Here is a 26,335-nt window from a genome sequence, read left to right on the forward strand (position 1 = left end):
GGCTTGTGATTTGGCCAATTTTAGCTTTTCTTTACATCAGGTTAATTTCAGACTGGTAACTGATCCTCTTGAATGTATCGGGTCTGGTACCCATATCCCATGTTAAGGGCTTAAACATTTGTCCAAGGGGCAGAAATAAATGGCAAATTACTCAAATCTTCCGGCACCGACACCCGAGGGTGGTCTGAACCGCTATATGCAGGAGATTCGCAAGTTTCCCCTGCTGGAGCCGGAGGAAGAATATATGCTGGCCAAGCGCTGGGTCGAGGAACAGGATACCGAGGCTGCGCATAAGATGGTCACGTCGCACCTGCGTCTGGCGGCCAAGATCGCCATGGGGTATCGCGGCTATGGCCTGCCGCAGGCCGAGGTGATTTCCGAGGCTAATGTGGGCCTGATGCAGGCGGTCAAAAAGTTCGACCCCGAAAAGGGCTTCCGTCTGGCGACCTATGCCATGTGGTGGATTCGCGCCTCGATCCAGGAATATGTCCTGCGGTCGTGGTCGATGGTGAAGCTGGGCACGACCTCGGCGCAGAAGAAGCTGTTCTTCAATCTGCGCAAGGCCAAGGCCCGTATCGGTGCGTTGGAAGAGGGCGATCTGCGCCCTGAAAACGTCGCCAGAATTGCGGAAGACCTCGGCGTGACCGAGGATGAAGTAATCAGCATGAACCGCCGGATGTCCGGGGGCGATGCCTCGCTGAACGCGACCGTCGGGTCCGAAGGCGAAGGCACCATGCAATGGCAGGACTGGTTGGAGGACGAGGATGCCGACCAGGCTGGTGATTATGAGGCGCGCGATGAGCTTGAGGCCCGGCGCGAGTTGCTCGCCGCTGCGCTGGATGTGCTGAATGATCGGGAAAAGGACATTCTGACCCAACGCCGGTTGATGGATCAGCCGGTCACGCTTGAGGAACTCAGCACGCAGTACAATGTCAGCCGCGAGCGTATTCGCCAGATCGAAGTGCGCGCGTTTGAGAAACTGCAGAAAAAGATGCGTGAACTGGCGCGAGAGAAGGGCATGCTGGGCTCGGTTTGATCCGTCCGCTCTGCCGAACTCTGAATACCGGTCTGATACTTGTCAGGCCGGTTTTTCCTGCGCCAGATCAATACCGATGGGCATGACAGAGTGGATCTGTGCTGATAAGGATACGATAGCGCTAACGAAGTATGGGCGAGGGGGCATTCATGCAAAAGCCGGTTCAGTGGGGCATTCTGGGGGCCTCGAAATTCGCCCGTCAACAGATGGGCCCTGCCATCCACGCCGCTGACGGCGCGCGCCTTGCCGGGTTGGCGACCTCAGACCGGGCCAAGGCCGAACCGTTTCAGACATTTTGTCCCGATCTCAGCGTTTATCAAAGCTACGATGACTTGCTGGCCGATCCCGGCATCGACGCGGTCTACATCCCGTTGCCCAATCATCTGCACGTTGAATGGAGCCTTGAGGCACTGGACGCAGGCAAGCATGTGCTGTGCGAAAAACCGATGACGATGCGGGCCGGTGAGTTCGACCTGTTGATCGCCAAGCGGGATCAGACCAGGTTGCTGGCGGCCGAGGCCTATATGATCGTGCATCACCCGCAATGGCAGCTGGCCCGCAAGCTGATCTCGGACGGGGCGATCGGCAAGCTTGTGCATGTGACCGGCGTCTTCAGCTACGACAACCGTGCCGATACGCATAACATTCGCAACCGACCGGAAACCGGCGGGGGCGGGTTGCGCGACATTGGCGTCTACGTGATCGGCAGCGCGCGATATGCCACCGGGCAAGAGCCGGCCGTTGTCAGCGGTGCGATCCGGTGGGAGAATGATGTCGACGTTTTCACCGAAATTCGCGCGCAGTTTCCGGGCTTTACCTATTCGGCCTATGTTTCGACCCGGATGCACCCGCATCAAGAGATGGAGTTTCATGGCGAAGGCGGTGTGATCCGTCTGACCGCGCCCTTCAATGCGCGGGTCTTTGGCGAAGCGCGGGTTGAACTGCATCGCCCGGGGCTTGAGGTTCAGGTGACCCGTTTTCCCGGCGATGATCACTATAAGCTGCAGGTTGAAGCATTCTGCCGGACGGTGCGGGACGGGGCCGAATATCCCTATCCGCTTGAATTCGCACGCGGCACACAAGAGGTGATCGATCAGGTCTTTGACAGCGCCATATCGCTGTAACTTGCCACGGACGGGACGTCTCGATTATTCTGCTCTGACCGGATCAGGAGGGTTCCATGGCGGGCGGTTGGGCGCGCGACGGCGCGGTAAGCGAACAGATCGAAGCGTCAATATCCGACGAACTGGCGCGGATGCAGGCGCAAAAGCGCCCTGTCGGCGAAAGCCTGACCCATTGCGCCGAATGCGAAGAACCGATTCCCGAGAAACGCCGCGCCGCTCTGCCAGGTGTCAAGCTATGCCTGGACTGCCAGCAGGAGCGTGACAGCAGTTTCAAGGCCCGTGGTGGGATAAATCGGCGCGGATCGAAGGATAGCCAGCTGAAGTAACGCGCGGAGCCGCCGGTGCAGGATCAATCGCAGAAATCATCGTTACTGCACAATGGGTTGGTTCTTGGCTTTCTTGCTGCGTTTTTGTGGGGCACGCACAGCGTAATCGTAAGATATCTGACCAGTGATCTGGGTGGGTTGCAGATTGCCGTGTCGCGGCTGTTTATCGCGGCCCTTGCCATGTATTGCATGTTGCGCCTGATGGGCGCGCGGGTTTCGATCCAGTTTGGCGACTGGAACTTCCGGCTGGCAGTGTTGTCAACGGTGGTGAACTACATCCTCTTCCATATCGGTCTGGAACATACAGGTGCTGCAAATGCGATGGTGCTTGAAAATACCGCCCCGTTTTTCGTTTTGATATTCCTCTATTTCTTTGCTGATACCCCTGTCAGTCGCACCGAGGTTCTGGCGACGGCCTTGGCCATATTCGGTGTATTTCTGACTGTTTACCGGGATTTTGAAGGCGGAGGGGACCCTCTTTTGGGCGACTTGATGGAGATTGGCGCAGGGCTGAGCTGGGCAGTGTTTCTGATCTCCAGCAGCCGGGCTATGCAATCGTCGGAAACAACGGTTGAACGGCTGAACTTTCTGTTCGGGATATTCTTGTGCGCCGGTGTTCTGCTGATGCCTCTGGCGGCGTTTTCTCTGCAGATGCCCTCGGCAAACGATGTGGTATTCCTGATCCTGTTGGGCGTGTTGCCAACGGCGCTGGCCTACTACTTTTGGTATGAGGCTGCAGCCCGGGTCTCGACACTGACTGCAACCCTGATGTTTGCCGCCTCGGTGGTGTTCACATTTGTGAATTCCGCGCTGTTTCTGGGAGCAACGATCACATCGCTGGCCATTGTTGGGGCGGTCTTGATTGTGGCGGCCATCTTCATGACGTCGATGAAGCCTGCCAAGGGAAAATGAGGCAGCCTGATCCGGCTGCCTCGCTGCATCAGCTTTCCATCGCTTCCAGTTCGTCAATGAAGCCTGAAATCATCGACAGACCCTTGTCCCAGAATTCCGGGTCGCTGGCGTCCAGACCGAACGGGGCCAGCAGTTCCTTGTGGTGTTTGGAACCACCGGCGCGCAGCATCTCGAAATACTTGTCCTCGAACCCCTCGGCGCCGCTTTCGTAAACCGAATACAGCGCATTCACGAGGCCGTCGCCGAAGGCGTAGGCGTAGACGTAGAAGGGCGAATGGACGAAGTGGGGGATATAGGCCCAGAAGGTCTCATACCCGTCCATGAATTCGAATGCGGGGCCAAGGCTTTCGGCCTGAACGCTCATCCAAAGGGCGTTGATATCGTCCGGGGTCAGTTCGCCCTCGCGGCGGGCAGCGTGGAGCTTGCATTCAAAATCGTAGAAGGCGATCTGGCGGACCACCGTGTTGATCATATCCTCGACCTTGCCCGCCAGCAGCACCTTGCGCTGTTCGGGGGTCTCGGCCTGATCCAGCATCTTGCGGAAGGTCAGCATCTCGCCAAACACGCTGGCAGTTTCGGCCAGCGTCAGCGGGGTGGAGGACAGCATCTCTCCCTGATCGGCGGCCAGCACTTGATGCACGCCATGACCAAGCTCATGCGCCAGCGTCATCACATCGCGCGGTTTGCCCAGATAGTTGAGCATCACATAGGGATGAACCTCGGTGACGGTGGGGTGGGCAAAGGCGCCGGGTGCCTTGCCGGGCTTCACCGCCGCATCGATCCAGCCTTTCGAGAAGAACGGGGAAGCGATTTCGCCCATGCGGGGATCGAAGGCATTGTAGGCGTCCATCACCGTCTTTTCGGCCTCATCCCAGCCGACAATGCGGGTGTCTTCCATCGGCAGCGGCGCGTTGCGGTCCCAGACCTGCATCACGTCCAGACCCAGCCATTTGCGTTTCAGCTCATAATACCGATGGCTCAGCTTGGGATAGGCGGCCACGACGGCCTCGCGCAGGGCTTCGACCACCTCTGGTTCAACATCATTCGACAGATGTCGTCCGGTCTGCGCGGTCGGCATCTGACGCCAGCGGTCGACGATCTCTTTTTCCTTGGCTTGCGTGTTATGAACGCGGGCGAAGGTTTTGATATTGTTTTGGAAAACCGTAGCCAGCTCTCGTGCAGCGGCCTCGCGCTTGGCGCGGTCCTGTTCCGTCAGCAGGTTCAGAGTACCTTCGATATTCAGCTCTTCGCCATCGACGGTAAAGGTAAGGCCCGCGATGGTTTCGTCGAACAGGCGTTCCCAGGCGTCGCCGACAACACCCAGATCATGCAGGAATTTCTCAAGCTCATCCGACAGCTGATAAGGCTTCATCGCGCGGATGCGGCGGAAGACCGGCTCGTACCGGGCCAGATCGGCATTGGCATCGAAATGCGTCTTTAGCACGTCATCTTCGATGCGGTTGATCTCAAGCGTGAAGAACACCAGCGGAGTGGTGAAAACGGTGATCTTTTCCTGCATGTCCGACAGGAACTTGGCGCGATCTGCATCGGTGGTCAGCTGGTAATAGCGCAACCCTGCAAATGACATGATGCGGCCCGCGATGGCGTTGATCTTTTCGTTGCGATGCACGCAAGTCAGCAGGCCTGCAGCGTCAAGATCAGCCAGCTTACCCTCGTAATCCGAGGCAAAGGCGGCGCATTCTTCTTCCAGCCAGTCCAGATCGCGGGACAGTTCCGCGGCATCCTCGGACGTATACAGATCGGTCAGATCCCATTCCGGCAGGTTGCCCAGATCATCGGCGCCGCCGCCTGCATTTGCGTCACGGACAGGGAAGGGAAGGTCGCGCATGGGTCACCTCGAATAAACTGCGTTCGCAAACATTTAGGCGCGGCGCGCCCGGATCACAAGCAGCCCGTCGACCCAGACCTTAATGACAGGGCTCGGGCCTGGGTTTTGCGTTGGCTGCCAGAAAATGAGCGGCCAGTTGGTCTAAGACAGGGCCCCGTACCTCGGGCGCTTCCATCAGAACCTCGTGTTCGCCGTCTGGAATTTCGACAAGTGTCCCGCTGGGCCAGTTCGCCATACGTGCCCGGATCGCCTTGCGATCCACGATCTGTTCGTGGCTGCCCAGAAACGTCAGCGCCGGGGTATCAGGCGCGGTCTGTTCCATCAGCCAGGTACATTCATCCAGCGCCTCGCGCAGCCAGATCGTGGATGGCGCGCCCAAAGCCAGTTCAGGATGCGCCGCCAACTGATCCCGCATCATTTGATACATCGCGGGATCACGGGTCAGCACATTACCTTCAAAGGGCTGCGAGACCACATAGCTTTCCAATGAGGTCGTGGGCGGTGTTTTCTCACCCAGTCCCAGACGCGGCCCCCAATAGGCGGTCAATTGGCTGAGCGGTTTCATGATTGGAGAAAAATAAATTCCCCACATCGGCCCGGTGAAGGCGCAGGCCGCAAAATCAGCCCCTTCAAGGATAGCGCGCAATGCGATGGCCCCGCCCATCGAATGGCCAATCACGTACCAGGGTTTGGGCAATTTCAGTTTATCGGCAAGCTCCAGAGTGGACCGCACATCATGCTGGTAATCGGTAAACTGACCAACATGACCGATCCGTGGATCCTCCAGCAGGCGATCTGCAAGACCTTGCCCGCGCCAGTCGACCGACAGGCTGGCAAAGCCACGATTTGCAAACTCTCTGGCTGTATCTCCGTATTTTTCGACATATTCCGTGCGGCCGGGAAACAGCATCACCGTGCCGCGTGTGTCGCCATCGGGGCGCCAATGCGCCACCCGAATGCGTTTGCCGTCTTGCGTGGTCAGCCAATGGGCCGCACCACCGGCAGGGCCGCCGGCCACGTCTTCGAACAAGGGGGCCGGCGAGAACTCCATCAGGCCAGCACCGAGGCGAGTTTCATGGCAATACCCATGTCTCCGTCAACGCTCAGCTTACCGGACATGAATGCACCGGTTGGGTTCAGGTCGCCGCTGAGGATTTGTTCAAAGGTATCCGCATCGGCGCTGAGGGTCACATCAGCCTCATCATCGCTGACGCGCGCACCGCTTGCATCCAGGATGATAGACCCCAGATCGGCAATGGCAAACTTTGCTGACGCGTCGAAATCGCCGCCCGACAGTTTCTCATTCAATGCCGCCGCGGCTTTTTCCAGAATATCGCTCATGGTCTTCCTCATATTGTTCATGCGCCGTGAATGGACATCCCCGGTCGCAACGCTACACTGACCATTGTTATGGGTATTGCAATCACCAATCTCAAACGTACCGTCGCGGCACTCGCCGTCATAGTCACGTTTTCCACCACTTGCGCCGCGCAGCAGGCGGATTCGCGGGACGAAACCGTGCTGTTGCAGCAACTCGCGCAATCGACGCCCGAACAGGCCATCGGTCTGGATCGGCAGTTGCAGGCGCTGTGGTCGCAGTCGGGATCGGCCTCGGCGGATCTGCTGCTGGAGCGGGGGCGAGAGGCTCTGGAGGATGGCGATGTCGAAGCCGCCCTGGATCATCTGACGGCGCTGACGGATCACGCGCCGGAATTTGCCGAAGGCTGGCATGTGCGCGCTTCGGCTTTCTTCGGCATCGACCGGTTTGGCATGGCTGCGGCCGACCTCGAACACGCGCTGACCCTCAACCCGAACAATTACGAGGCCATTTATGGTCTGGGTCTGATATTCGAGATCGTGGGCAAGCCCGAACAGGCGCTTGAGGCCTATTCGCGGGCGTTGGCTATACATCCCCATCACGAAGAAGTAACCAATGCCGTGAATCGGCTGAAGCCTCAGGTTGAAGGCAAGGCGCTGTAAGTCTCAGGGCGCAGGGGGCAAAGGTGAGCGGGTCTTCCCGAATAGTGGCCGTACTCGGCCCGACCAACACAGGTAAAACCCATTACGCGATCGAACGCATGCTGGGGCACCGCACCGGTGTCATCGGTCTGCCGCTGCGTCTGCTGGCGCGCGAAGTTTACGACAAGATCGTCGCAATTCGCGGGCCGTCCGTGGTGGCATTGGTCACGGGTGAGGAGCGCATCGTGCCGCCGCGTGCCCAGTACTGGGTCTGCACGGTCGAGGCGATGCCCGAGGGCATGGGGGCCGATTTCGTCGCCATCGACGAAATCCAGCTTTGTGCCGATCCCGAACGCGGCCATGTCTTCACCGACCGCCTGCTGCGCGCGCGCGGTACGCATGAAACGCTGTTTCTGGGCTCCGACACCATGCGCGGCCCCATCGCAGCGCTGGTCCCCGAGGCGCAGTTCGTCCGGCGCGAGCGGATGTCGCAACTGGTCTATTCCGGCTCGAAAAAGATCAGCCGTATGCCCGCGCGCAGTGCCATCGTCGGATTCTCGGTGGATAACGTCTATGCCATCGCCGAATTGCTGCGCCGTCAAAAGGGCGGGGCGGCTGTGGTCATGGGCGCGCTCAGCCCGCGCACGCGGAACGCGCAGGTGGAGCTGTATCAGAATGGCGAGGTCGACTATCTGGTTGCCACCGATGCCATCGGCATGGGGCTGAATCTGGATGTGAACCACGTCGCGTTTTCCTCCCTGACCAAATTTGACGGGCGGCGGATGCGGCCTCTGGCCCCCAACGAACTGGCGCAGATCGCAGGCCGGGCCGGGCGCGGCATGTCCGACGGCACCTTTGGCGTCACCGGTGAGGCTCCGCCGCTGGACGAAGGCACGGCGCAGGCGATTATGGACAGCCGCTTTACGCCGATGAAAAAGCTGAACTGGCGGAATGCTGCCCTTCGCTTTGGCTCAATTGACGCGCTGATCAACTCGCTTGAGGTCTCGCCGAATGACGAACATCTGATCAAGGCCCGGCCTGCCGATGATCTGAATGCGCTGAAATCGCTGTCGCAAGTGGCCGAGGTCGGGGCCCGCGCCAGCGATGGTCCGTCGATCCGTCTGCTGTGGGATGTGTGCCGAATTCCCGACTTTCGCGGCATCAGTCACGCCGAACATGCCAGCCTGCTCGAAGTGATCTATGGCCACCTGCATGAACGCGGCTCCATCCCCGACGATTTCATGGCGCGGCAAATCCGCCGGATCGACCAAACCCATGGTGACATTGATGCATTGTCCAAAAGGTTGGCATATATTCGCACCTGGACATATGTTGCGCAACGAAACGGTTGGGTGCGTGACGAATCGCATTGGCGTGAGGAAACGCGCATTGTAGAAGACAGGCTGTCGGACGCGTTGCATGAGCGTTTGACTCAGAGATTTGTGGACCGGCGCACATCCGTGTTGCTGCGCCGGCTCAAACAGAAGGAGGCCCTTTTGGCCGAAGTAAATGACAAGGGTGAAGTGACCGTCGAAGGCGAATTCGTCGGTCGTCTGGAAGGGTTCCGGTTCTCGCCGGACAAAGCTGCGCAGGGAACCGAGGCGAAAGCTCTGAAATCGGCCTCACTGCAGGCACTCGCGCCGCAATTCCATCTGCGTGCCGATCGCTTCTACAATGCGCCCGATACCGAAATTGATTTCACCGATCAGGGTGGCCTGATGTGGGGCGAATATGCCGTCGGCAAACTGGTTGCCGGGGCAGAGCCGCTCAAGCCGATGGTCGAGGTTTTTGTGGATGAGGCCGCAGGGCCGGATGTCGAGCAGAAAGTGCAGCGCCGATTGCAGCATTTCATCGACCGCAAGGTCGCCGCGCTGTTCGAACCGCTGCTGAACCTGTCGCGGGATGAGGAACTGTCTGGTCTCGCCAAAGGTTTCGCCTTCCGCATGGTCGAGGCGCTGGGCGTATTGCCGCGCGCGCAGGTCGCGCAAGAGGTCAAGGATCTGGATCAGGACGCCCGTGGCGCACTGCGCAAGCACGGTATCCGCTTTGGTCAGTTCACCATCTTCATGCCGCTGCTGCTGAAACCCGCGCCGACGCGCCTGCGTCTGGTGCTTTGGGCGCTGTCCAGCGGCCTGCAGGAATTCCCCGAGGCACCGCCTCCGGGTTTGGTCACTGTGCCGGTCGCCAAAGATGCACCGCAGGGCTATGACACCATGTGCGGCTACCGCGACGCGGGCGAACGCTCGATCCGGATCGATATGCTGGAACGCCTGGCCGACATGCTGCGCGCCGAGGACAGTCGGGGCGGGTTCGAGGCCAAGCCCGACATGCTCTCGATCACCGGCATGACGTTGGAGCAATTCGCCGATCTGATGCAGGGTCTGGGCTACAAAGCCGAACGTGGCGAGCGTGAGAAGATCAAACCGGCACCGGTCGAGACCGCGCCCGAAACTGCGACAGACGCGCCCGAGCAACCTGTCGCCGAAGAAACCGCCGCGCCGGAAACCCCGACCGAAGAGGTCGCCGCACCCGCCGAGGCGCCAGCCGAGGCCACCGAAAGCACCGAGGCGGCAGCCGAGGCTCCCGCTGCGGAAGAACCCGAAGCCGAGGTGTTCTACACCTTCACCTGGGGCCGTCAGCGTCAACCCAACCGTGGCCCGCGCCGCGAGCAGGGGCAGGGCAAGGGCAAACCGCGCGGCAAGCCTCAGGACGGTCGCAAGCCGCAGGGCAAGAAGGGCGGCAAGCCGCAGGGTGCCAAATCCTTCTCGTCGCGGCCTCCGAAAAAGGAAAAGGCCATCGATCCCGACAACCCGTTCGCGGCGGCGCTGATGGGTCTGAAGGACGGTAACTGATCCGTCATGGATCAGGCCAAGCTGCGGATCGATAAATGGTTGTGGCAGGCGCGGTTCTTCAAGACCCGTAGCCTGGCCGCCAAACAGGTCAGCGGCGGCCATGTCAGGTTGAACGGAAATCGGGTGCTAAAACCGGCGCAGGCCGTGGCCCCCGGTGACGTTCTGACCTTCCCGCAGGGGCGGATCGTCAGGGTCGTTCGCATCGAAAAGCTGGGCGAACGCAGGGGCCCGGCCCCTGAGGCGCAAACGCTGTACTTTGATATGACCGAAAAGCAGGACGCACCGCCCAAAAATCCGGGTTTTGAGGGAAAAGGTCGTCCGACCAAGAAAGAACGGCGCGCGCTTGATCTTTCTCGCACCCCAAAGGGATGATCTGACCTTGAAGATGGTCCCTGTCTGGATTAGCTAGGCGCCAAAGCGTAAATGGGAACCAAACAATGACCTATGTCGTCACCGAAAACTGCATTGGCTGCAAATACACCGACTGCGTCGAGGTATGCCCGGTGGATTGTTTCTACGAAGGCGAGAATACGCTGGTCATTCATCCCGACGAATGCATCGATTGCGGCGTGTGCGAACCCGAATGCCCTGCCGACGCCATCCGTCCCGACACCGAACCGGGGATGGAGCAGTGGGTCGAGTTTAACCGGAAATACTCGGAAATGTGGCCGGTGATCGTCACCAAGAAAGATCCATTGCCCGAGGCCGAGGAACGCGACGGCGAAGAAGGCAAGATGGAGAAGTATTTCTCGGAAGCGCCGGGCGAGGGCGGTTAAGCGATTCGGGGAACAAGCTTCGCAGGATTGATGCCCGCTGACGCCTTATCCTGTTGAGATAATGCGTGATTTCCTCCTTTGCCGGAGGATGCTCTTTTGGGTGTCGCATTTTTGTGATATACTCAATACCTGAATGATGACTGTGATGGGGATGTGCTCCGTAAGTATGATCACTTTGGAGTCCTGATTTTGTGACAAAAGAACCGCCTGACGGGGCCGTATCGGACCTCGGCTGGGGTGTTTTTGTCGTCTTATGTCCCGGTCTGTAACGAAGGATGTATCTGAATGTCGAAGTCGAAGAAGCTTGAGTTCCGCCCGAACGATTATGTTGTCTATCCCGCCCATGGCGTGGGTCAGATCATATCGATCGAGGAACAGGAGGTCGCGGGGTTCTCGCTTGAGCTGTTCGTGATCTCCTTTGAGAAGGATAAGATGACCCTGCGGGTGCCGACCAACAAGGTTACCGAATCCGGTCTGCGGTCGCTCAGCTCGCCGGATGTGATCAGCCAGGCGATGAAGACGCTGAAGGGCAAGGCCAAGGTCAAACGCGCCATGTGGTCGCGCCGGGCGCAGGAATATGAACAGAAAATCAACTCGGGCGACCTGATCTCGATCGCCGAGGTGGTCCGCGATCTGCACCGCACCGACGATCAGCGTGAGCAGAGCTACTCCGAGCGCCAGCTGTATGAAGCCGCGCTTGAGCGTTTGACCCGCGAAGTGGCCGCCGTATCGGGCGCGGATGAAATTTCTGCTGCCAAACAGGTGGATGAGGTGCTGACCTCGCGCGCCGCCTGATCCACATACCAACCGTTTCAAAGCCGCCCTGTCACCGGGGCGGCTTTTTTCATGGCCGGTGCTTGGTATCGCGTCACTTGTCGGGTATTTTTCAGTAACTGCAGGAAGATACGGGGTCGTGATGAAGCAGACTGTGAAGTATCTCTACATCAGTCACGAGCCTGTTTCGGTCTGGTTCCGTTATGGGCTGATCCTGTTCGACATCGCCTCGATCATCTTTTTTGTCGCCACCGCGAACATTCCGCACGGGCCGGGACTTACGGCTGCAAGCCTAGGGGTTGGGCTGATCATCCTGCTGGATTTCTGTGCCCGGTTGTGGATCGCCAAAGATCGCTGGAAACTGTTGCGCCAGATTTACACGCTGGCCGACATCGTGGTGATCGTATCCCTGTTGCTCGATCCATTTTTGACCGGGAACCTGGCATTCGTGCGGATATTGCGCGCTTTACGGCTGATACATTCCTATCATCTGCTGCGGGACTTGCGCAGGGACAGCCCGTTTTTCCGCACTCATGAGGACGCGGTGATCGCGGCGACCAACCTTTTGGTATTTGTATTTGCGACCTCGACCGCGGTGCTGGTCTTCTTTGTCCCGGATGACGCGCAAAACCCGTATATCGATGCGCTCTATTTCACCATGGCGACACTGACGACAACCGGGTTCGGGGATATCACGCTGACAACGCCAGCAGGCAAGCTGTTCTCTGTCTTCATCATGGTGGTCGGTGTGGCGCTGTTCGTGCGTCTGGCCCAGGCGATCTTCATGCCGCAAAAGGTGCGTTACAAATGCCCGAGCTGCGGTCTGTTCCGGCACGACCCGGATGCTGTGCATTGCAAGCATTGCGGCGCGACATTGCGCATCGAAACCGGGGGCGCATCTTAAAGCGATGAGGTCAGCACCAAAAGGAATACAACCTCGGATACCTGTTGAGTGGCGCCCAGAATGTCGCCGGTCTGACCACCGATCTTGATCTTGGCGACGCGCGCCACGATGGTCACGGAGATCAGGGCGCAGAGCATCGGTACGATGGCTGATCCACCCAGCAGCACCAATGACAGTATGAAGGCCAGACTTATACCAGCCAGTACAGCGGGCAGGGGCGGCGCGCCGACCGAATGGCTCAATCCCGATTTGCGGGCATTGGGCAAGGCGCGCATCAAGGCTGGCATCATGGCGCGGGAAAACAGGCAGGCGGCCAGAACGCCCGTCAGCAGACCTGCACCAATCAGGGCAACCACGGCGCTGAGCCGCAGCAGTTGCACAAGCAACAGCGCCAGAACGCCATAGGTGCCGATATGGCTGTCTTTCATGATCTCCAACCGACGCTCGGGCGTGAAACCACCCCAGAGCCCGTCGGCAGTGTCGGCCAGCCCGTCTTCATGCATCGCTCCGGTCGCGATGATCAGCACCGCGATCAGCAGGACAGCGGTCGCGAGCGGGGGCAACTGCGCCCAGATCGCGATCCAGGCAACCCCGCAGGCCAGTGCTCCGACAACGAGTCCCGCCAGTGGATAGGCCCATGCGGCGCGCGACTGCCGGGCAAATGCCGCGTCGGGCAAGCGCGGAAGGGGCAAGCGGGTCAGCAGGACCAGAGCCAGAGGGATATCCCACGCAGAAAACGGGGCGGTGTCGTTTTTGGTCACTCCCAGGCCTTTCAGGGTCTTGTTGCTTTGCCAGCATTGGTTAAACACACACAACCACTCTGATGCAACGAGGCTTTCAATGCTGCCTGAACTCAATGATCTGAACAGTTTCCGCGATGCGCTGACCAGCGCGCCCGGTCCGGACCCCTCTGCTGTGGAGGGCGCGGGCGAGCGCAACGGCCAACTGACCAAGCCGCCCGGCGCGTTGGGTCGGCTTGAGGATCTGGCGATCTGGTATGCGGGCTGGCGCGGGGATGCGCGGCCTCAGATCAATGCGCCTCAGGTCATCGTGTTTGCGGGCAATCATGGTGTCACCGCGCAGGGCGTTTCGGCGTTTCCGCCTGAGGTGACGGTGCAGATGGTCATGAATTTCGAACATGGCGGTGCGGCGATCAACCAATTGGCCAAGGCCGCAGGCGCGAAGATGGACGTGCACGCGCTGGAGCTTGAACGCCCCACCGCAAATTTCACCCAAGGCCCCGCGATGAGCGAAGAGGAGCTTCTGAGCGCCCTGCGCACAGGCTGGCAAGCGGTCGACCCGCAGTCTGATCTGCTTGTGGTCGGAGAGATGGGGATCGGCAACACCACCCCGGCTGCGGCCATTGCCTGCGCGCTTTTCGGCGGAGAAGCGGCGGATTGGACCGGACGTGGGACCGGTGTGGATGACGCGGGGCTGGTCAACAAAACTCGCGTTGTGGCCGAAGGCGTTGCCCTGCACGGTCAGGGCGACGGTCTGCATGTCCTGCGTTGTCTTGGTGGACGCGAGATTGCGGCCATGGCGGGCGCGATTGCCGCCGCGCGGGTGCTGCGCATTCCGGTCATTCTGGACGGGTTCATTTGCACCGCAGCGGCGGCCTGTCTGGCGCAGATTTCCGATACAGCGCTTGACCACAGTGTTGCAGGCCACCAAAGCGCCGAGGGCGCGCATGCGGCCATGTTGGGCAAACTGGGCAAGGAACCGTTGCTGAGCCTCGGTTTGCGCTTGGGCGAAGGTTCAGGTGGGGCGCTGGCGATCAATATCCTGAAAAGCGCAGTGGCCTGCCATTCCGGCATGGCGACCTTCGCCGAGGCCGGAGTCTCGGACGGTTAATCCAGGCGCCTGACCGGGGCAGGGGCCCGGGTCAGGCCGATTTCTTTGCGTGTTCCTCGGCCAACTCCAGCAGGGCCGTTTCCAGATCTTTCTCCAGTTCCTGCGCCCGCTCGATATACTTCTTGTTCTCGGCGGTCGGCATGCCCGGTATCCACAGTTCCGCCAATTGGCGGACTGAGCTGCGATCATGGTGATAGAAGGTTTGCTCTGCCTGTGCCGCTTCGTATTCGCTGAGCCCGATATTCTCCAGAACATACCGACCCGCGCGCAGCGATCCATCGAACATCTCGCGCACGATATCGTTGGCTCCGGCCTGATAGAGTTCGTAGACATGGGTGCGATCACGAGCACGTGCGATGATGTGCAGGTCGGGCCGTTGACGGCGGGCGTAGCCGACGAGCCGGGTCACCTGTTTGTAATCGTCCATCGCGGCCACCAGCACGGCGGCCTTTTCGATGCCGGCCGCGCGCAACAATTCGGGACGTGTGGGATCGCCGAGAAACCCCTTGACCCCGAAGCGGCGCATCAACTGGATGGTTTCGATGTCATGATCCAGAACCACCGTCTTGAACCCGCTGGCTTGCACCAGCCGATTGACGATCTGCCCAAACCGACCGATCCCGGCGATGATGACAGGGCCTTTTTCGTCGATCTGATCGGGCTCGACCTGCGGTTTGCTTTCACCGACAAAGCGCAAAAGCAGGTCGTAGATGATGAACAGAAGCGGCGTGATCAACATGGTCAGGGCGATGATCATCAACAGTTTCTGCGACAGGCCCGGCGGGATCACGTTCTGCTGCGTTGAAAATGCCAGCAGGACAAAGCCAAACTCACCGGCCTGCGCCAGCCCCAGAGTGAACAGCCAGTGATCGCGCCCGCGCAGCTTGAAGGCCCGCCCGACGATGAACAGGATGATTCCCTTGGCCAGAATGACCAGCAAGGCCAGACCGATCAGGTCAAACGGATCGTCGAAGAAATACCCCACGTCGATCCCGGCACCGACTGTGATAAAGAACAGGCCCAGCAACAGCCCCTTGAACGGCTCAAGATCGCTTTCCATTTCGTGCCGGAATTCCGAACTGGCCAGAACCACCCCGGCCAGAAACGCGCCCAGAGCGGGCGACAGGCCGACCAGGGTCATCAGGAACGAGATGCCGACCACGATCATCAGCGCCAGCGCCGTGTACATCTCGCGCAGTCGGGTGGCGTGGATGAAACGGAACAGCGGGCGGGTCAGGTAGATACCTGCCAGCACGACGAAGGCGACCGCACCGATGGTGACAAGCGTAACGGCCCAACCGGGCAGGCCTTCGACCAATGAGAGCGTGGCGTGATAATCCGCGTCCTTGGCGGCACTTACGCCTCGGTTGATCGAACCGTCATCTTCGATGTGGATGCTTGCAGGCAGCGCCAGAAGTGGCAGGAACGCCAATATCGGGATCACCGCGATATCCTGCGTCAGAAGTACCGAGAAGGTGGCCCGCCCGCCGTTGGTTTGCATCAACCCCTTCTCAGACAAGGTTTGCAGCACGATCGCGGTGGAAGACAGCGACAACGTGAGGCCAACCGCCAGAGATACCGACCAGGGTTGGCCGGTATAGAAGGCCACCGCTGCGATGGCGATGGTCGACAGGCCGACTTGCAGCCCGCCAAGACCCAAAAGCTTGTCCCGCATATCCCACAGGGCGCGAGGTTCCAGTTCCAGCCCGATCAGGAACAGCATCATCACGACGCCGAATTCGGCCACGTGCTGCAGGCTTTCGGTCTCGGCGCCGACAAGGCCCAGAATGGGGCCAATGGCGATGCCCGCGGCCAGATAGCCAAGCACCGAGCCCAGCCCCAAACGGGCTGAAAGCGGGACGGCAATCACCGCCGCTGCCAGATAGATCGATGCCTGATAAAGGAACTCGTTCATTATCGTCCTCTTGAAACCGCTCAGGTCGGGAGCGGCGCGTCGCGTTTCAACTGATCCATTACGATCTGGCTTTGCACCCGTGCCACCGCAGGATGCGGCAGGATCACCTGATGAATCAAGCTGTTGAGTGCCGGTAAGTCGTCACAATAGACGTGAAGCAGGTAATCCGCCTCTCCGGTCATCGTCCAGGCGCTGCTGATCTCGGGGCGGGTGTTGACCATGCGGGCGAAACTGGCAGATTGATCGGGGCCATGGGTGCCCAGATGCACCTGAATGAACCCCTGCACCTGCAGGCCCAGCTTCAGCGGATCAAGCCGCGCAGTGTATCCGGTGATGTAGCCTTCGGCCTCCAGCCGCTGTCGGCGACGGCCCGCCTGACTGGCGGACAGGTTCAACATCTCACCCAACTGATGCGCCGTCAGGTGTGCGTCTTTTTGCAAAGCTGACAACAGCCGTGTGTCGGTTGCATCCAGCATGTGCGGAGAATCTCCGGTTTCTGCCCAAATCATGCGGGTTATCCGCGTTTCCTATTAGGTTACACGAAAACAACGCGCAGAAACAGCGTTGTTTAAGGCGTATTTTTGAATCAGCAAAGAAATTCCTGTTTTCCGAGGAGACGCGCCATGGGTCCTTTCCCACACAACGCCCCGAAATCCGTGATCAGCGATGAAAACCCCGCCGGCACCGACGGGTTCGAGTTCGTCGAATTCGCCCATCCCGAGCCGCAGGAGCTGCGTGACCTGTTCGCGCGGATGGGGTTCGACTATGTCGGTTATCACCGCGATACGCCTAAGGTCGAGCTATGGCAGCAAGGCGATGTCACCTATATCCTGAACGCGGACCCCGACAGTTTTGCCGCCAAGTTCGTGGCCGAGCATGGTCCCTGCGCCCCTGCGATGGGTTGGCGCGTGGTGGATGCGCAGAAAGCCTATGAGCACGCCATCGCCAAAGGGGCCGAGCCTTATGACGGTGCCGACAAGACCATGAATGTCCCTGCTATCAAAGGCATCGGCGGTTCGCTGATCTATTTTATCGATCAGTATTACGACACCTCGCCCTATAATGAAGAGTTCGAGTGGCTGGAGCAGTCGAAACCCCGTGGCGACGGGTTCTATTACCTCGATCACCTGACCCATAACGTGTTCAAGGGCAACATGGACAAATGGTTCAAGTTCTACGGCGATCTGTTCAACTTCCGTGAAATCCGTTTCTTCGACATCCAGGGCAAGTTCACCGGGCTTTACAGCCGCGCGCTGACCTCTCCTTGCGGTCGCATCCGCATTCCGATCAACGAAGACCGGGGCGAAACCGGGCAGATCGTGTCCTATCTTAAAAAATACAAGGGCGAGGGCATCCAGCATATCGCCGTGGGCAGCGATGACATCTACAGCTCGACCGACGCGATTGCCGAGAAAGGGCTGAAGTTCATGCCCGGCCCGAACGAGGCCTATTATGACATGTCCTATGATCGCGTGACAGGTCATGACGAACCCAAGCACCGGATGATGAAACACGGTATCCTGATCGATGGCGAAGGCGTTGTCGATGGTGGCGAGACCAAGATCCTGCTGCAGATATTCTCAAAAACCGTGATTGGCCCGATCTTCTTCGAGTTCATTCAGCGCAAGGGCGATGACGGGTTTGGCGAAGGCAACTTCAAAGCGCTGTTCGAATCCATCGAGCGGGAGCAGATTGAATCAGGTGAAATCTCGGCCGCCTGATCACGCCACTGAATCTTTCAAAGCGCCGTGTCTGCCCGACATGGCGCTTTGTCTTTATCCGCGCGGCATCTTGAGCGTGACGTTCTTGCCGCGTTTCTGATAGCGCAACTCACTGTCGCCAATTGCAACAACATTGCCGCCATCAATGCGATCCCCGACCTTCAGCTTTTTGTACCGCCCGCTGGGCAGTCGGACCAAGGCGCGGCGGTTGGCCGGTGTGCCATAGACACCGATCAGGTTGAGCTTGCGCAGGTTGATTGCGTTGTCGATGGTCGCTTGCCGTGCGACCGAAGCAGTTGTCGGGATTTTCGGTTGCACCGCCTTTGGCTGGAATGAACCGGCCTCATCCTCACTGCTGGTAACGTTTGCGGTCGATGCCAGCGGGGCGCTGCCTGTGCTTGGTTTGGGCGTTGCCCGTGCTGTCAGGCTAGCAGGCCGGGTTTTTGGGCGCGGCACGCGCACAACCGCCAGTGCTGTTGGTGTTTCGTCAACCTGCTGGGGCACCTGCAGCGTTTCGGGTCGCAACTTGGGTCGGACCGAAGCCAACTCTTGCAGGGACCGCCCGCCAAGCTGCTGGCGTTCAAACTGGTCGACAAGGTTTTCCGGGCGCGGTCGCGGGCGGATGGCGGCGAGCCGTTCGTCAACCACTTCGACGACGACAGGTTCAGCCTCGAACCGGGTCGGCGGTTCGGGTGGCACCGAAGGTGGGCGGCCCAGATAAACCATCACACCGGCTGGGTTCAGCGTGCCTTCGGTACTCGGCGTTACCAGGCCGCGCTCATCCAGTTCAAACCGCTGCCCGGCCTCACCGGGCAAAGTGATCTGGGCGGGGGGCTCGTCCGTGTCCAGACTGGTGAGCGACGGCAGAGCCACAATGTCGGTTGACAGGTCCGACCGGTCGACCGAGGTCAGATAGAGGTCATCTTCGATTTGTCCGGGTGCTGCGCCAATGTCGGAAGGTTCTGCCGGGGCCGTGCCCGTGAATGCATGAAATTCAGTTCCGTCTTCCAGAGGTTCTGCAATCTCTTCAACCGGTTCCGGCGCGACCTTCAACGCTTCGAGGATGGCCGTATCCGTTGCCGACAGCTCTGGCTCATCCTCTGTTGCGGTGGCTGACGCTTCGGGTTCGGGCGGCAGGTTTGCGACCTGAGTTTCCGGGGCCTCTGGCTGAGTGGTTTCAGGCTCCGCTGCGGCGGTTTGCTCCGGCGGCTCTTCGGTTGCGACTTCTGGTTGCGGTTCCGGCTGTGGATTCAGCGGCTCTGCCACTTCGGCCACTTCCGGTTCTGAGCTGTTGAAGGACCAGACGCCCAACAGCATTCCGACCACAACCGACGCGGCTATCGCGGGAAGAGCAAAGCGTTTCAGGTCAATCCCTGGCTTTGTGGCTGCGGGCAGGGCGTTAGATGCGGGCGCGAAAGCAGGGGCTTCATCCGCGATTGCATGCACAGGGATTTGCGGCGTCTCATCGCTCTCAGGCTCAGGCTCAGGCTCAGGCTCAGGCTCAGGCTCAGGCTGTGGTTCAGGATCGGGCGCCGAGAGCGAAATCTCGGGCGTTTGGGCGGGGGAGGCCACGGTCGTTTCGTCCTGCACGACGGGTATCTCAAAGAACGGCTCGTCCAGCGTGTCTTGACCGGTTGCGCTCAGCCAGAATGCCTCGGGGATAAAACCGTGATCGGTGGCAAATCCGCTGGCCTCATTCAGTGTCTGCTGCGCCACGGCGGCAACGTGGGTCTCAGGGCCATCGACATCTGTGACATAGGCCAGTTCTGACAGTTCATAGGGCGTCGCAGCGGCCAGTGCTTCTTCGACCTTCTGCACCGCTGCGTCACCGTCCAGACCATCGGTTTCAACCGTCAACAGCCGAACCTGATCTGCGGGGATGATCAGCTTGCAGCTTAGATCGTTTTCCAGCGCGAATCCCTGATGGCGCAGGGCCTGGATCTGTTCTTGATGATCGGGCGCATCCAGCGGAACGATACCGATGCAGTACCAGTCTCCGTCCGACTGGTGATGCAGGGCGATACCGCTTTCAGAAAATGATAGCGCAAAGGCGGGTTTCATAATCCGGATGAACCATAATTGTCAGCTTCAATGCAAACGCTTGGATGTCTGCCGTCCGAGATTAGAGCAGGAACCCGCCGAGGGAAAGAAAAAGGCGCGTTTCCCCCTTGCCGTGTATGGGCTGTGATGTCCATCTTGGAGGCAAGTCAACAGGAGGGATCACCTTGAAGACACTTGCTTTTCTGGCTGCGATGACCGCAGCCGTCGCCGCGATGCCAGCCCATGCGGAAGAACGTCGCATCTCGGTCAGTGGCACCGGAACCACCGTGTCTGCCCCCGATATGGCGACGATTACGCTGGGGGTGACGAACCATGACCCACAGGCCTCGGTGGCGATGCAGGCGACTTCGGATGCGGTGGCGCAGATTCTCAAACGGCTTGACGAGATGGGGTTGGAGGCACGCGATGTGCAGACCCGCGATCTGTCACTGTCGCCTGTCTGGTCGGGGCGCAGCAATTCCAGCAATAAGCCCCCCAAGATCACCGGATTTACAGCTTCGAATCGGGTGTTCGTGCGGGTGCGCGATCTGGACAAGCTGGGGCAGATCATGGACGCAGTCATCAAGGACGGCGCGAATGATTTCGGCGGTCTGAGCTTTGGTGTGCAAGAGCCCAAACCGCTTGAAGCCGAAGCGCGGGCCAAAGCGGTTGCGGATGCGACCGCCAAAGCGCAGCAACTGGCGCAGGCCGCCGGGATCACACTTGGCCCGGTGATCTCGATCAACGATCACGGTGGCGGTGTGCGTCCGATGGCCCAGATGCGCGAAATGGCGATGTCCGATGCCGGAGGCGTCCCGGTTGCAGGGGGTGAGATTTCGGTATCGGTCAATATCTCGATGGATTTTGAGATATCCGAGTAACCTCAGACCCGGGCCTGCAGCGATTGACGTTGCTGGCCCGCACCATCGAAATTGTCGGGCGACAGCCACGTCTGAAAGGCCGATTTGATCCGTGGCCACTCACTGTCGAGGATCGAATACCAAGCGGTGTCGCGGTTGCGCCCTTTGTAGTGGGTTGCCTGCCGGAAAATGCCCTCGAAGGTAAAGCCCAAGCGCTCGGCCGCCTGACGAGAGGGTGCATTCAGGGCGTCACATTTCCACTCATAGCGGCGATAGCCCAGCTCGTCGAAGACGCGTTGCATCATCAGGAACATGGTTTCGGTCGCCATGGGCGTGCGCTGCAATAGCGGTGAAAAGTGGATATGCCCCACCTCGATCGATCCTGCCGACGGGGTGACGCGCAGGTAAGAGGCCATGCCGACCGGGGTGCCATCACTGTCGAGAACCGTATGGAACATCGGATCGCCCCCGGTGCAGGTGGCCTGTACCCAGTCAAAGAACTCTGCCTCGGCGGCGAAGGGCCCGTAGGGCAGATAGGTCCAGTTGCGTGCATCCGTGTCGTGGGCAAACGCCCGGAACAATCCGGGCGCATGACGGTTTACGTCCAGGGGCTCGACCGAACAGAACTGGCCCTGCATCGGCGTATAGGGCGGTGTCGGGCGTGGAAAATCGCCCGTCACCGGCAGGCCGATGCGCTGTCCCAGCGCGTTCGTGTGATAGCCCGCAGCCATGGGTCAGGCGCTCGCCTTGGCCAGTGCCTGATCGAGGTCGGCGATCAGATCGTCCGCATCCTCGATCCCGATGGACAGGCGAACCACATTGGGGCTGGCGCCGGCGGCTTCCTGCTGTTCCGGCGTCAGTTGTCGGTGCGTGGTCGAGGCCGAATGGATGATCAACGACCGCGCATCGCCCAGATTGGCCACATGGCTGAAGATCTCCAGCGCGTTGACCAGTTTGATGCAGGCGTCATAGCCGCCCTTGACCGCAAAAGTGAACAGCGCACCCGCGCCGCGCGGGTAATGCGCTTTGACCCGGTCGTAATAAGGCGACGAGGGCAACCCGGCATAGGTCACGTATTCCACCCGGTCATCCGCCTCCAGCCACGCAGCGATCTTCTGCGCGTTTTCAACGTGGCGTTCCATCCGCAGCGACAGGGTTTCGATCCCCATCAGCGTGTAATGCGCCGCCTGCGGATTCATCGTCATGCCCAGATCGCGCAGACCGATGGCGATGCTGTGGAAGGTAAAGGCCAGCGGACCAAAGGTTTCGTGGAATTTCAGCCCGTGATAGGCCGGTTCCGGCGCGCTGAGCGATGGGAACTTGTCATTTGCGGACCAGTCGAACTTGCCCGAATCCACGATGCAGCCGCCGGTGACGGTGCCATTGCCGGTCAGGTATTTGGTGGTCGAATGCACCACCAGCGTCGCGCCCTGTTCGATGGGGCGACACAGATAGGGCGTGGCTGAGGTGTTGTCGACGATCAGCGGAACGCCCGCCGCGTCGGCCACATCCGCCAGCGCGCGAATATCGGTGACATAACCTCCGGGGTTGGCGATGGATTCGCAGAACACCGCGCGGGTGTTTTCGTCGATGGCGTCTTTAACCGCGTCCAGATCGTCGGTGTCCACGAATTTGGCCGACCAGCCGAAGCGTTTGATGGTCTGACTGAACTGCGTGACCGTGCCACCGTACAGACGGGTCGAGGCGACCACGTTGCAGCCCGGCCCCATTAGCGGGAACAGCGCCATGATCTGCGCCGCGTGGCCCGATGAACAGCAAACCGCACCTACGCCGCCTTCCAGTGTGGCTACACGTTCCTGCAGCACCGCAACGGTCGGGTTGGTCAGGCGCGAATAGATAAAGCCCACTTCCTGCAGATTGAACAGCGCGGCGGCGTGGTCAGCATCGCGGAACACATAGGCCGTAGTCTGGTAGATCGGTGTCTGGCGTGCTCCGGTCGCCGGATCGGGGCGGGCCCCGGCGTGAATTTGCAGGGTATCGAAACCGTAGGTGGGGCCGTCTGACATCTTTGAATCTCCAGTTGGAATCTATCCTGCTGAATCTCTAGGACATTGCCGCCGCGCGCACAACTTTGTGATTACCGCAACCACAGCCCCTTGGACTTGATCGTCTTGCGGATGACCTGTTCGCGCGCAGGCAGGTTTTCCCGGTCGAACAGGGCGCGGATCTTGGCGCCCTTGCGCTGGATCACCAGCTTCTTCAGCGGGTCATACCCTTTGAGCACCTTTTTGATCTTGTTCGGGGTCACCACAGTTTCCAGCACCTCGACCACGTGATCGCTTTCGCGGGCATAGAGCATCGGAAACAGGCGATAATGGCAACTGACCGAGCCATCCAGCAAACCGTCGGGCAGAGCGTCGCGCCCGCCGCCGAGGGAATGGATGACCAGAGGCAGGGCGATCTGATCCAGCCAGGGGTCAAGAACCTGCCCGGTCAGTTCGGGAATTTCCTCGTCGCGGATTGTGCAGGCGTAATCCAGAAAGCGTTCGCCAAACAGGCGGGGACATTTGTAGAAGAAGTAGCCTGCGTTGAAATACAGGTAGTGCCGCCAATATCCCGATGGCTGGCCGGGATCGAGCGAGCTTTCGAAATCCAGCCCGAACCGGTCATAAAGCGCGCGCCAGATACCGTCATGGCCGGGACCATAGAGGGTGGGTTTCGGCCACGTCCCCTCGACCCGAAGCGAGGCACCGGGCCGTTCGAAATCGAAGGGAACCTCGCTCAGCTCTCCGGTGATCAGCGTGTCGCTGTCGAAGAAGACAAATGGCTCACCCTCGGGCATTGCCAGCAGGGCTTCGATCTTGTTGCCGTTGGGATAGCTTGCGCCGAATGTGTGTGACTCGAAGGGCAGGATTTCGGCACCCAGATGTTGCAGCGCTTCCAAAACATCGGGGTCCTGAATGCTGGGGTTCTGTGGCCACAGCGGACCGGGCTGCGGCACGCCGACAAACAGCCGCCCCTTAAAGCCGGGCGCGCTGTGGCGCAGCGATGCCGCAAACAAAAGCGCCTCATATTGCAGCCGGTTGTTCTGCCCGATGATGAGGATGTTGAATGTCGCCGGGCTTGCCTGCATCTGGTTGCGCTTTCTGATCGAGCCGATTTTCGGCCTCTGCCTCAACCGGAAGTACAACAAGCGGTGGAGGGCGTCAAAACCCCAAAACCATCCCGGTTTGAAATTCAGATTCCGGGTCCCATCTAATGAGGCAGCAAAGCAGGAGGAATGCAGATGCGGGTCAATGCGGATTTCAGCCAGCGGGTCGCCGTTCACTTTGATCAGACCGAATGGGTGGCGTCGCCAGCCGCCGGGGTCGAACGCAAGATGCTGGACCGTATCGGTGAGGAAGTCGCGCGGGCAACGACCATCGTGCGATTTGCCCCCGGCAGTGCCTTTGCCGCGCATACCCATGACGGCGGCGAAGAGTATCTGGTGCTTGATGGCGTATTTCAGGACGAGACCGGCGATTTCCCGGTGGGCAGCTATGTGCGCAATCCTCCGACCTCATCCCACACGCCCTCGGCCAGCGAAGGGGCGACGATCCTGGTGAAACTGCATCAGTTCGATCCCGATGATCGTACCGAGGTGCGCCGTTCGATCAACGGGGGCGGGGATATCGACCTGTTCAAGGATGCGCACGAGGATGTTCAGGTGCAAAACTGGGCCGCGAGCCAGATCGTCGAGTTGGACGCCAGCAAGGGGCTTGAGGTTTTTGTGATCGAAGGCAGCTTCTCAGAAGCAGGCGAGGATTTCGGCACCTGGGACTGGCTACGGTTGCCGCCGGGATCACGCTCGACCGCCGTTGCGGGCAAAGGTGGAGCCCGCGTCTGGATCAAATCCGGGCATCTGAACGGGATGATCTGACGCAGCGAGGATCGATAAGACTGCAATTATCCTTGAAATCCGGGCCTTTACGTCCGGGTTTTTATTTTTTGACCAGATGATAAAATTTACCAGTTGATAAAAAATGAAATTGTGGCAAGCTGAAGGGTATAACAAACATATCTACAGGGAGTAGAGTGATGGCACAGGGCCAGATGGCACCCGGCATCGTTGCTGGGCGGCTTTCCAGCGATGAGTTGGCATCCAATTTTTCCGATCTGCATCCGCCGCTCGCGCCGCATGAGGCCGCCGTAGCAGCAGATCGTTGTTATTTCTGTTACGACGCACCCTGCGTGACGGCCTGTCCCACGGATATCGATATCCCGCTGTTCTTGCGCCAGATCCAGGCCGGTCAGCCGCAAGCCGCGGCGCGCACGATCTTTGATCAGAACATTCTGGGTGGCATGTGCGCCCGGGTCTGCCCGACCGAAACCTTGTGTGAGGAAGCCTGCGTGCGGGAAACCGCAGAGGGCAAACCGGTCGAGATCGGACGGCTGCAGCGTTACGCGACCGATACGTTGATGGCGACCGGCGAACATCCCTTCGATCGTGCGGCGCCGACGGGCAAAACTGTTGCCGTGATCGGGGCGGGGCCGGCAGGGCTCGCCTGTGCGCATCGTCTGGCGATGTTGGGTCATGACGTGGTGATCCACGAAAGCAAACCCAAGGCGGGCGGTCTGAACGAATACGGCATCGCCGCCTATAAATCGACCAATGATTTTGCACAGGCCGAGGTCGACTGGCTGTTAAAGATCGGCGGGATCACCATTGAGACGGGGTCAGCCTTGGGCGCTGGCGTCTCTTTGGACGGATTGGCTGAAAACTATGACGCGGTCTTCCTGTCCATCGGCCTGGCCGGTGTGAATGCGCTGCGGGCGCAGGGATCCGACAAGGATGGCGTACGCCACGCGGTCGATTTCATTTCGGACGTGCGGCAGGCAGATGATCTGGCGAACCTGCCGGTTGGGCGCAATGTCGTGGTGATCGGTGGTGGCATGACTGCCGTCGACGCGGCGGTGAAGTCCAAGCTGCTGGGCGCGGAACAGGTGACCATCGCTTACCGCCGGGGTCGCGAGGCGATGGGCGCAAGCCGGTATGAACAGGATCTGGCGGCCTCGCACGGGGTGCGCATTCTGACAAATGTTCAACCCGTGGCTGTGCACGGCAACGGATCGGCGGTTGAGATCGAATTGGAATATACTTCAAGCGAAGGGGGCAGCCTGTCCGGAACCGGTGAAACGGTGCGTATCCCGGCCGATCAGGTGCTCAAGGCGATTGGCCAGACTCTGGAAGGCGCGCCCGAAGGGCTGGCGCTGGATGGCAACAAAATCGCCGTGACCGGTGCAGGGCGAACTTCGGTCGCCGGGGTTTGGGCCGGGGGCGACTGCGCCGCCGGTGGCGACGACCTGACCGTGACCGCCGTGGCCGAGGGGCGGGATGCCGCGATGGATATCCATGCCAGCCTGATCGCATGATCCAGCGGTTGCGCCATGAGTATTTGTGAAAAGATGAAGATGCAGAACCGCATCAGGGAGGCC

Annotated in this window: 25 protein-coding genes; 15 read left to right on the top strand and 10 right to left on the bottom strand. The window is 59.9% G+C overall.

Annotated features, from left to right (window positions below):
• Positions 1 to 139: 139 nt before the first annotated feature.
• The 4 genes from rpoH to ACR3E4_RS14895 all read left to right on the top strand — a co-directional run bounded on the left by rpoH (position 140) and on the right by ACR3E4_RS14895 (position 3,398).
• Entirely contained in the window at positions 140 to 1,036 is an 897-nt protein-coding gene (rpoH, locus tag ACR3E4_RS14880; protein WP_480532965.1) for an RNA polymerase sigma factor RpoH, read from the top strand.
• A gap of 149 nt (positions 1,037 to 1,185) precedes the next feature.
• The gene (locus ACR3E4_RS14885) at positions 1,186 to 2,160 is read left to right on the top strand and encodes a Gfo/Idh/MocA family protein (protein WP_480532963.1); all 975 of its coding nucleotides are present in this window, start codon (positions 1,186 to 1,188) and stop codon (positions 2,158 to 2,160) included.
• 56 nt (positions 2,161 to 2,216) lie between these two features.
• Positions 2,217 to 2,486, top strand: a complete 270-nt coding sequence (locus ACR3E4_RS14890) for a DksA/TraR family C4-type zinc finger protein (RefSeq protein ID WP_480532961.1) — start codon at positions 2,217 to 2,219, stop codon at positions 2,484 to 2,486.
• 15 nt (positions 2,487 to 2,501) lie between these two features.
• Entirely contained in the window at positions 2,502 to 3,398 is an 897-nt protein-coding gene (locus ACR3E4_RS14895) for a DMT family transporter (protein WP_480532959.1), read from the top strand.
• Between the two features lie 28 nt (positions 3,399 to 3,426).
• Here the strand turns inward: ACR3E4_RS14895 and ACR3E4_RS14900 are convergent, their stop codons facing one another.
• The 3 genes from ACR3E4_RS14900 to ACR3E4_RS14910 all read right to left on the bottom strand — a co-directional run bounded on the left by ACR3E4_RS14900 (position 3,427) and on the right by ACR3E4_RS14910 (position 6,588).
• The gene (locus tag ACR3E4_RS14900; protein ID WP_480532957.1) at positions 3,427 to 5,247 is read right to left on the bottom strand and encodes a M3 family oligoendopeptidase; all 1,821 of its coding nucleotides are present in this window, start codon (positions 5,245 to 5,247) and stop codon (positions 3,427 to 3,429) included.
• A gap of 79 nt (positions 5,248 to 5,326) precedes the next feature.
• Complete coding sequence (locus ACR3E4_RS14905) at positions 5,327 to 6,298, bottom strand: alpha/beta fold hydrolase (RefSeq protein WP_480532955.1); 972 nt, start codon at positions 6,296 to 6,298, stop codon at positions 5,327 to 5,329.
• Entirely contained in the window at positions 6,298 to 6,588 is a 291-nt protein-coding gene (locus ACR3E4_RS14910; protein WP_010439389.1) for an SCP2 sterol-binding domain-containing protein, read from the bottom strand. The genes ACR3E4_RS14905 and ACR3E4_RS14910 overlap by 1 nt, the downstream gene beginning before the upstream one ends.
• Positions 6,589 to 6,618: 30 nt before the next feature.
• Between ACR3E4_RS14910 and ACR3E4_RS14915 the strand changes: the two genes are divergently transcribed.
• The 6 genes from ACR3E4_RS14915 to ACR3E4_RS14940 all read left to right on the top strand — a co-directional run bounded on the left by ACR3E4_RS14915 (position 6,619) and on the right by ACR3E4_RS14940 (position 12,512).
• Complete coding sequence (locus tag ACR3E4_RS14915) at positions 6,619 to 7,227, top strand: tetratricopeptide repeat protein (protein WP_480532953.1); 609 nt, start codon at positions 6,619 to 6,621, stop codon at positions 7,225 to 7,227.
• A 23-nt stretch (positions 7,228 to 7,250) separates the two neighbouring features.
• Positions 7,251 to 10,058, top strand: coding sequence for a helicase-related protein (locus tag ACR3E4_RS14920; RefSeq protein WP_480532951.1), 2,808 nt, complete (start codon positions 7,251 to 7,253; stop codon positions 10,056 to 10,058).
• 6 nt (positions 10,059 to 10,064) lie between these two features.
• Positions 10,065 to 10,430, top strand: a complete 366-nt coding sequence (locus ACR3E4_RS14925) for an RNA-binding S4 domain-containing protein (RefSeq protein WP_480532949.1) — start codon at positions 10,065 to 10,067, stop codon at positions 10,428 to 10,430.
• 65 nt (positions 10,431 to 10,495) lie between these two features.
• Entirely contained in the window at positions 10,496 to 10,834 is a 339-nt protein-coding gene (gene fdxA / locus ACR3E4_RS14930; RefSeq protein ID WP_010439399.1) for a ferredoxin FdxA, read from the top strand.
• Between the two features lie 285 nt (positions 10,835 to 11,119).
• A complete protein-coding gene (locus tag ACR3E4_RS14935; RefSeq protein ID WP_170792284.1) occupies positions 11,120 to 11,629 on the top strand; it encodes a CarD family transcriptional regulator in 510 nt (169 codons plus the stop codon).
• Positions 11,630 to 11,750: 121 nt separating this feature from the next.
• A complete protein-coding gene (locus tag ACR3E4_RS14940) occupies positions 11,751 to 12,512 on the top strand; it encodes an ion channel (RefSeq protein WP_480532947.1) in 762 nt (253 codons plus the stop codon).
• On the opposite strand, the gene cobS is transcribed toward ACR3E4_RS14940, so the two are convergent.
• Positions 12,509 to 13,273, bottom strand: coding sequence for an adenosylcobinamide-GDP ribazoletransferase (gene cobS / locus ACR3E4_RS14945; RefSeq protein WP_480532945.1), 765 nt, complete (start codon positions 13,271 to 13,273; stop codon positions 12,509 to 12,511). The two genes, ACR3E4_RS14940 and cobS, sit on opposite strands and share 4 nt — an antisense overlap.
• A gap of 79 nt (positions 13,274 to 13,352) precedes the next feature.
• Between cobS and cobT the strand changes: the two genes are divergently transcribed.
• On the top strand, positions 13,353 to 14,363 hold the full coding sequence (gene cobT / locus ACR3E4_RS14950; protein WP_480532943.1) for a nicotinate-nucleotide--dimethylbenzimidazole phosphoribosyltransferase: 1,011 nt from the start codon (positions 13,353 to 13,355) through the stop codon (positions 14,361 to 14,363).
• A gap of 31 nt (positions 14,364 to 14,394) precedes the next feature.
• Here the strand turns inward: cobT and ACR3E4_RS14955 are convergent, their stop codons facing one another.
• Positions 14,395 to 16,278, bottom strand: coding sequence for a cation:proton antiporter domain-containing protein (locus tag ACR3E4_RS14955; protein ID WP_480532941.1), 1,884 nt, complete (start codon positions 16,276 to 16,278; stop codon positions 14,395 to 14,397).
• Between the two features lie 20 nt (positions 16,279 to 16,298).
• Complete coding sequence (locus ACR3E4_RS14960) at positions 16,299 to 16,754, bottom strand: Lrp/AsnC family transcriptional regulator (protein WP_480533142.1); 456 nt, start codon at positions 16,752 to 16,754, stop codon at positions 16,299 to 16,301.
• A 147-nt stretch (positions 16,755 to 16,901) separates the two neighbouring features.
• Between ACR3E4_RS14960 and hppD the strand changes: the two genes are divergently transcribed.
• On the top strand, positions 16,902 to 17,999 hold the full coding sequence (gene hppD / locus ACR3E4_RS14965) for a 4-hydroxyphenylpyruvate dioxygenase (protein WP_480532939.1): 1,098 nt from the start codon (positions 16,902 to 16,904) through the stop codon (positions 17,997 to 17,999).
• A 54-nt stretch (positions 18,000 to 18,053) separates the two neighbouring features.
• On the opposite strand, the gene ACR3E4_RS14970 is transcribed toward hppD, so the two are convergent.
• Positions 18,054 to 20,060, bottom strand: a complete 2,007-nt coding sequence (locus ACR3E4_RS14970) for a hypothetical protein (RefSeq protein ID WP_480532937.1) — start codon at positions 20,058 to 20,060, stop codon at positions 18,054 to 18,056.
• A 164-nt stretch (positions 20,061 to 20,224) separates the two neighbouring features.
• Between ACR3E4_RS14970 and ACR3E4_RS14975 the strand changes: the two genes are divergently transcribed.
• The gene (locus ACR3E4_RS14975; protein ID WP_480532935.1) at positions 20,225 to 20,920 is read left to right on the top strand and encodes an SIMPL domain-containing protein; all 696 of its coding nucleotides are present in this window, start codon (positions 20,225 to 20,227) and stop codon (positions 20,918 to 20,920) included.
• A gap of 2 nt (positions 20,921 to 20,922) precedes the next feature.
• On the opposite strand, the gene ACR3E4_RS14980 is transcribed toward ACR3E4_RS14975, so the two are convergent.
• From ACR3E4_RS14980 to ACR3E4_RS14990, 3 genes are all read right to left on the bottom strand, one after another.
• Positions 20,923 to 21,630: a GNAT family N-acetyltransferase gene (locus tag ACR3E4_RS14980; protein WP_480532933.1), complete on the bottom strand. Its 708-nt coding sequence runs from the start codon at positions 21,628 to 21,630 to the stop codon at positions 20,923 to 20,925.
• Positions 21,631 to 21,633: 3 nt separating this feature from the next.
• Positions 21,634 to 22,926 carry an O-acetylhomoserine aminocarboxypropyltransferase/cysteine synthase family protein gene (locus ACR3E4_RS14985; RefSeq protein ID WP_480532931.1) on the bottom strand — a complete coding sequence of 431 codons (1,293 nt, stop codon included), beginning with the start codon at positions 22,924 to 22,926 and terminating at the stop codon, positions 21,634 to 21,636.
• 71 nt (positions 22,927 to 22,997) lie between these two features.
• The gene (locus ACR3E4_RS14990) at positions 22,998 to 23,993 is read right to left on the bottom strand and encodes a hypothetical protein (protein WP_480532929.1); all 996 of its coding nucleotides are present in this window, start codon (positions 23,991 to 23,993) and stop codon (positions 22,998 to 23,000) included.
• A gap of 153 nt (positions 23,994 to 24,146) precedes the next feature.
• On the opposite strand from ACR3E4_RS14990, the gene ACR3E4_RS14995 reads away from it, so the two are divergent.
• On the top strand, positions 24,147 to 24,779 hold the full coding sequence (locus tag ACR3E4_RS14995) for a cupin domain-containing protein (RefSeq protein ID WP_480532927.1): 633 nt from the start codon (positions 24,147 to 24,149) through the stop codon (positions 24,777 to 24,779).
• A 158-nt stretch (positions 24,780 to 24,937) separates the two neighbouring features.
• Positions 24,938 to 26,272 carry an NAD(P)-dependent oxidoreductase gene (locus ACR3E4_RS15000; protein WP_480532925.1) on the top strand — a complete coding sequence of 445 codons (1,335 nt, stop codon included), beginning with the start codon at positions 24,938 to 24,940 and terminating at the stop codon, positions 26,270 to 26,272.
• Positions 26,273 to 26,335: the final 63 nt, after the last annotated feature.

The sequence above is a fragment of the Ruegeria sp. AP11 genome, from assembly GCF_056535865.1.

Coding starts and splice junctions, on each gene's coding strand:
- rpoH (WP_480532965.1), top strand. CDS start 140: ATGGCAAATTACTCAAATCTTCCGGCACCGACACCCGAGGGTGGTCTG.
- ACR3E4_RS14885 (WP_480532963.1), top strand. CDS start 1,186: ATGCAAAAGCCGGTTCAGTGGGGCATTCTGGGGGCCTCGAAATTCGCC.
- ACR3E4_RS14890 (WP_480532961.1), top strand. CDS start 2,217: ATGGCGGGCGGTTGGGCGCGCGACGGCGCGGTAAGCGAACAGATCGAA.
- ACR3E4_RS14900 (WP_480532957.1), bottom strand. CDS start 5,247: ATGCGCGACCTTCCCTTCCCTGTCCGTGACGCAAATGCAGGCGGCGGC.
- ACR3E4_RS14905 (WP_480532955.1), bottom strand. CDS start 6,298: ATGGAGTTCTCGCCGGCCCCCTTGTTCGAAGACGTGGCCGGCGGCCCT.
- ACR3E4_RS14910 (WP_010439389.1), bottom strand. CDS start 6,588: ATGAGCGATATTCTGGAAAAAGCCGCGGCGGCATTGAATGAGAAACTG.
- ACR3E4_RS14915 (WP_480532953.1), top strand. CDS start 6,619: ATGGACATCCCCGGTCGCAACGCTACACTGACCATTGTTATGGGTATT.
- ACR3E4_RS14925 (WP_480532949.1), top strand. CDS start 10,065: ATGGATCAGGCCAAGCTGCGGATCGATAAATGGTTGTGGCAGGCGCGG.
- fdxA (WP_010439399.1), top strand. CDS start 10,496: ATGACCTATGTCGTCACCGAAAACTGCATTGGCTGCAAATACACCGAC.
- ACR3E4_RS14935 (WP_170792284.1), top strand. CDS start 11,120: ATGTCGAAGTCGAAGAAGCTTGAGTTCCGCCCGAACGATTATGTTGTC.
- ACR3E4_RS14940 (WP_480532947.1), top strand. CDS start 11,751: ATGAAGCAGACTGTGAAGTATCTCTACATCAGTCACGAGCCTGTTTCG.
- cobT (WP_480532943.1), top strand. CDS start 13,353: ATGCTGCCTGAACTCAATGATCTGAACAGTTTCCGCGATGCGCTGACC.
- ACR3E4_RS14955 (WP_480532941.1), bottom strand. CDS start 16,278: ATGAACGAGTTCCTTTATCAGGCATCGATCTATCTGGCAGCGGCGGTG.
- ACR3E4_RS14960 (WP_480533142.1), bottom strand. CDS start 16,754: ATGCTGGATGCAACCGACACACGGCTGTTGTCAGCTTTGCAAAAAGAC.
- hppD (WP_480532939.1), top strand. CDS start 16,902: ATGGGTCCTTTCCCACACAACGCCCCGAAATCCGTGATCAGCGATGAA.
- ACR3E4_RS14970 (WP_480532937.1), bottom strand. CDS start 20,060: ATGAAACCCGCCTTTGCGCTATCATTTTCTGAAAGCGGTATCGCCCTG.
- ACR3E4_RS14980 (WP_480532933.1), bottom strand. CDS start 21,630: ATGGCTGCGGGCTATCACACGAACGCGCTGGGACAGCGCATCGGCCTG.
- ACR3E4_RS14985 (WP_480532931.1), bottom strand. CDS start 22,926: ATGTCAGACGGCCCCACCTACGGTTTCGATACCCTGCAAATTCACGCC.
- ACR3E4_RS14990 (WP_480532929.1), bottom strand. CDS start 23,993: ATGCAGGCAAGCCCGGCGACATTCAACATCCTCATCATCGGGCAGAAC.
- ACR3E4_RS14995 (WP_480532927.1), top strand. CDS start 24,147: ATGCGGGTCAATGCGGATTTCAGCCAGCGGGTCGCCGTTCACTTTGAT.
- ACR3E4_RS15000 (WP_480532925.1), top strand. CDS start 24,938: ATGGCACAGGGCCAGATGGCACCCGGCATCGTTGCTGGGCGGCTTTCC.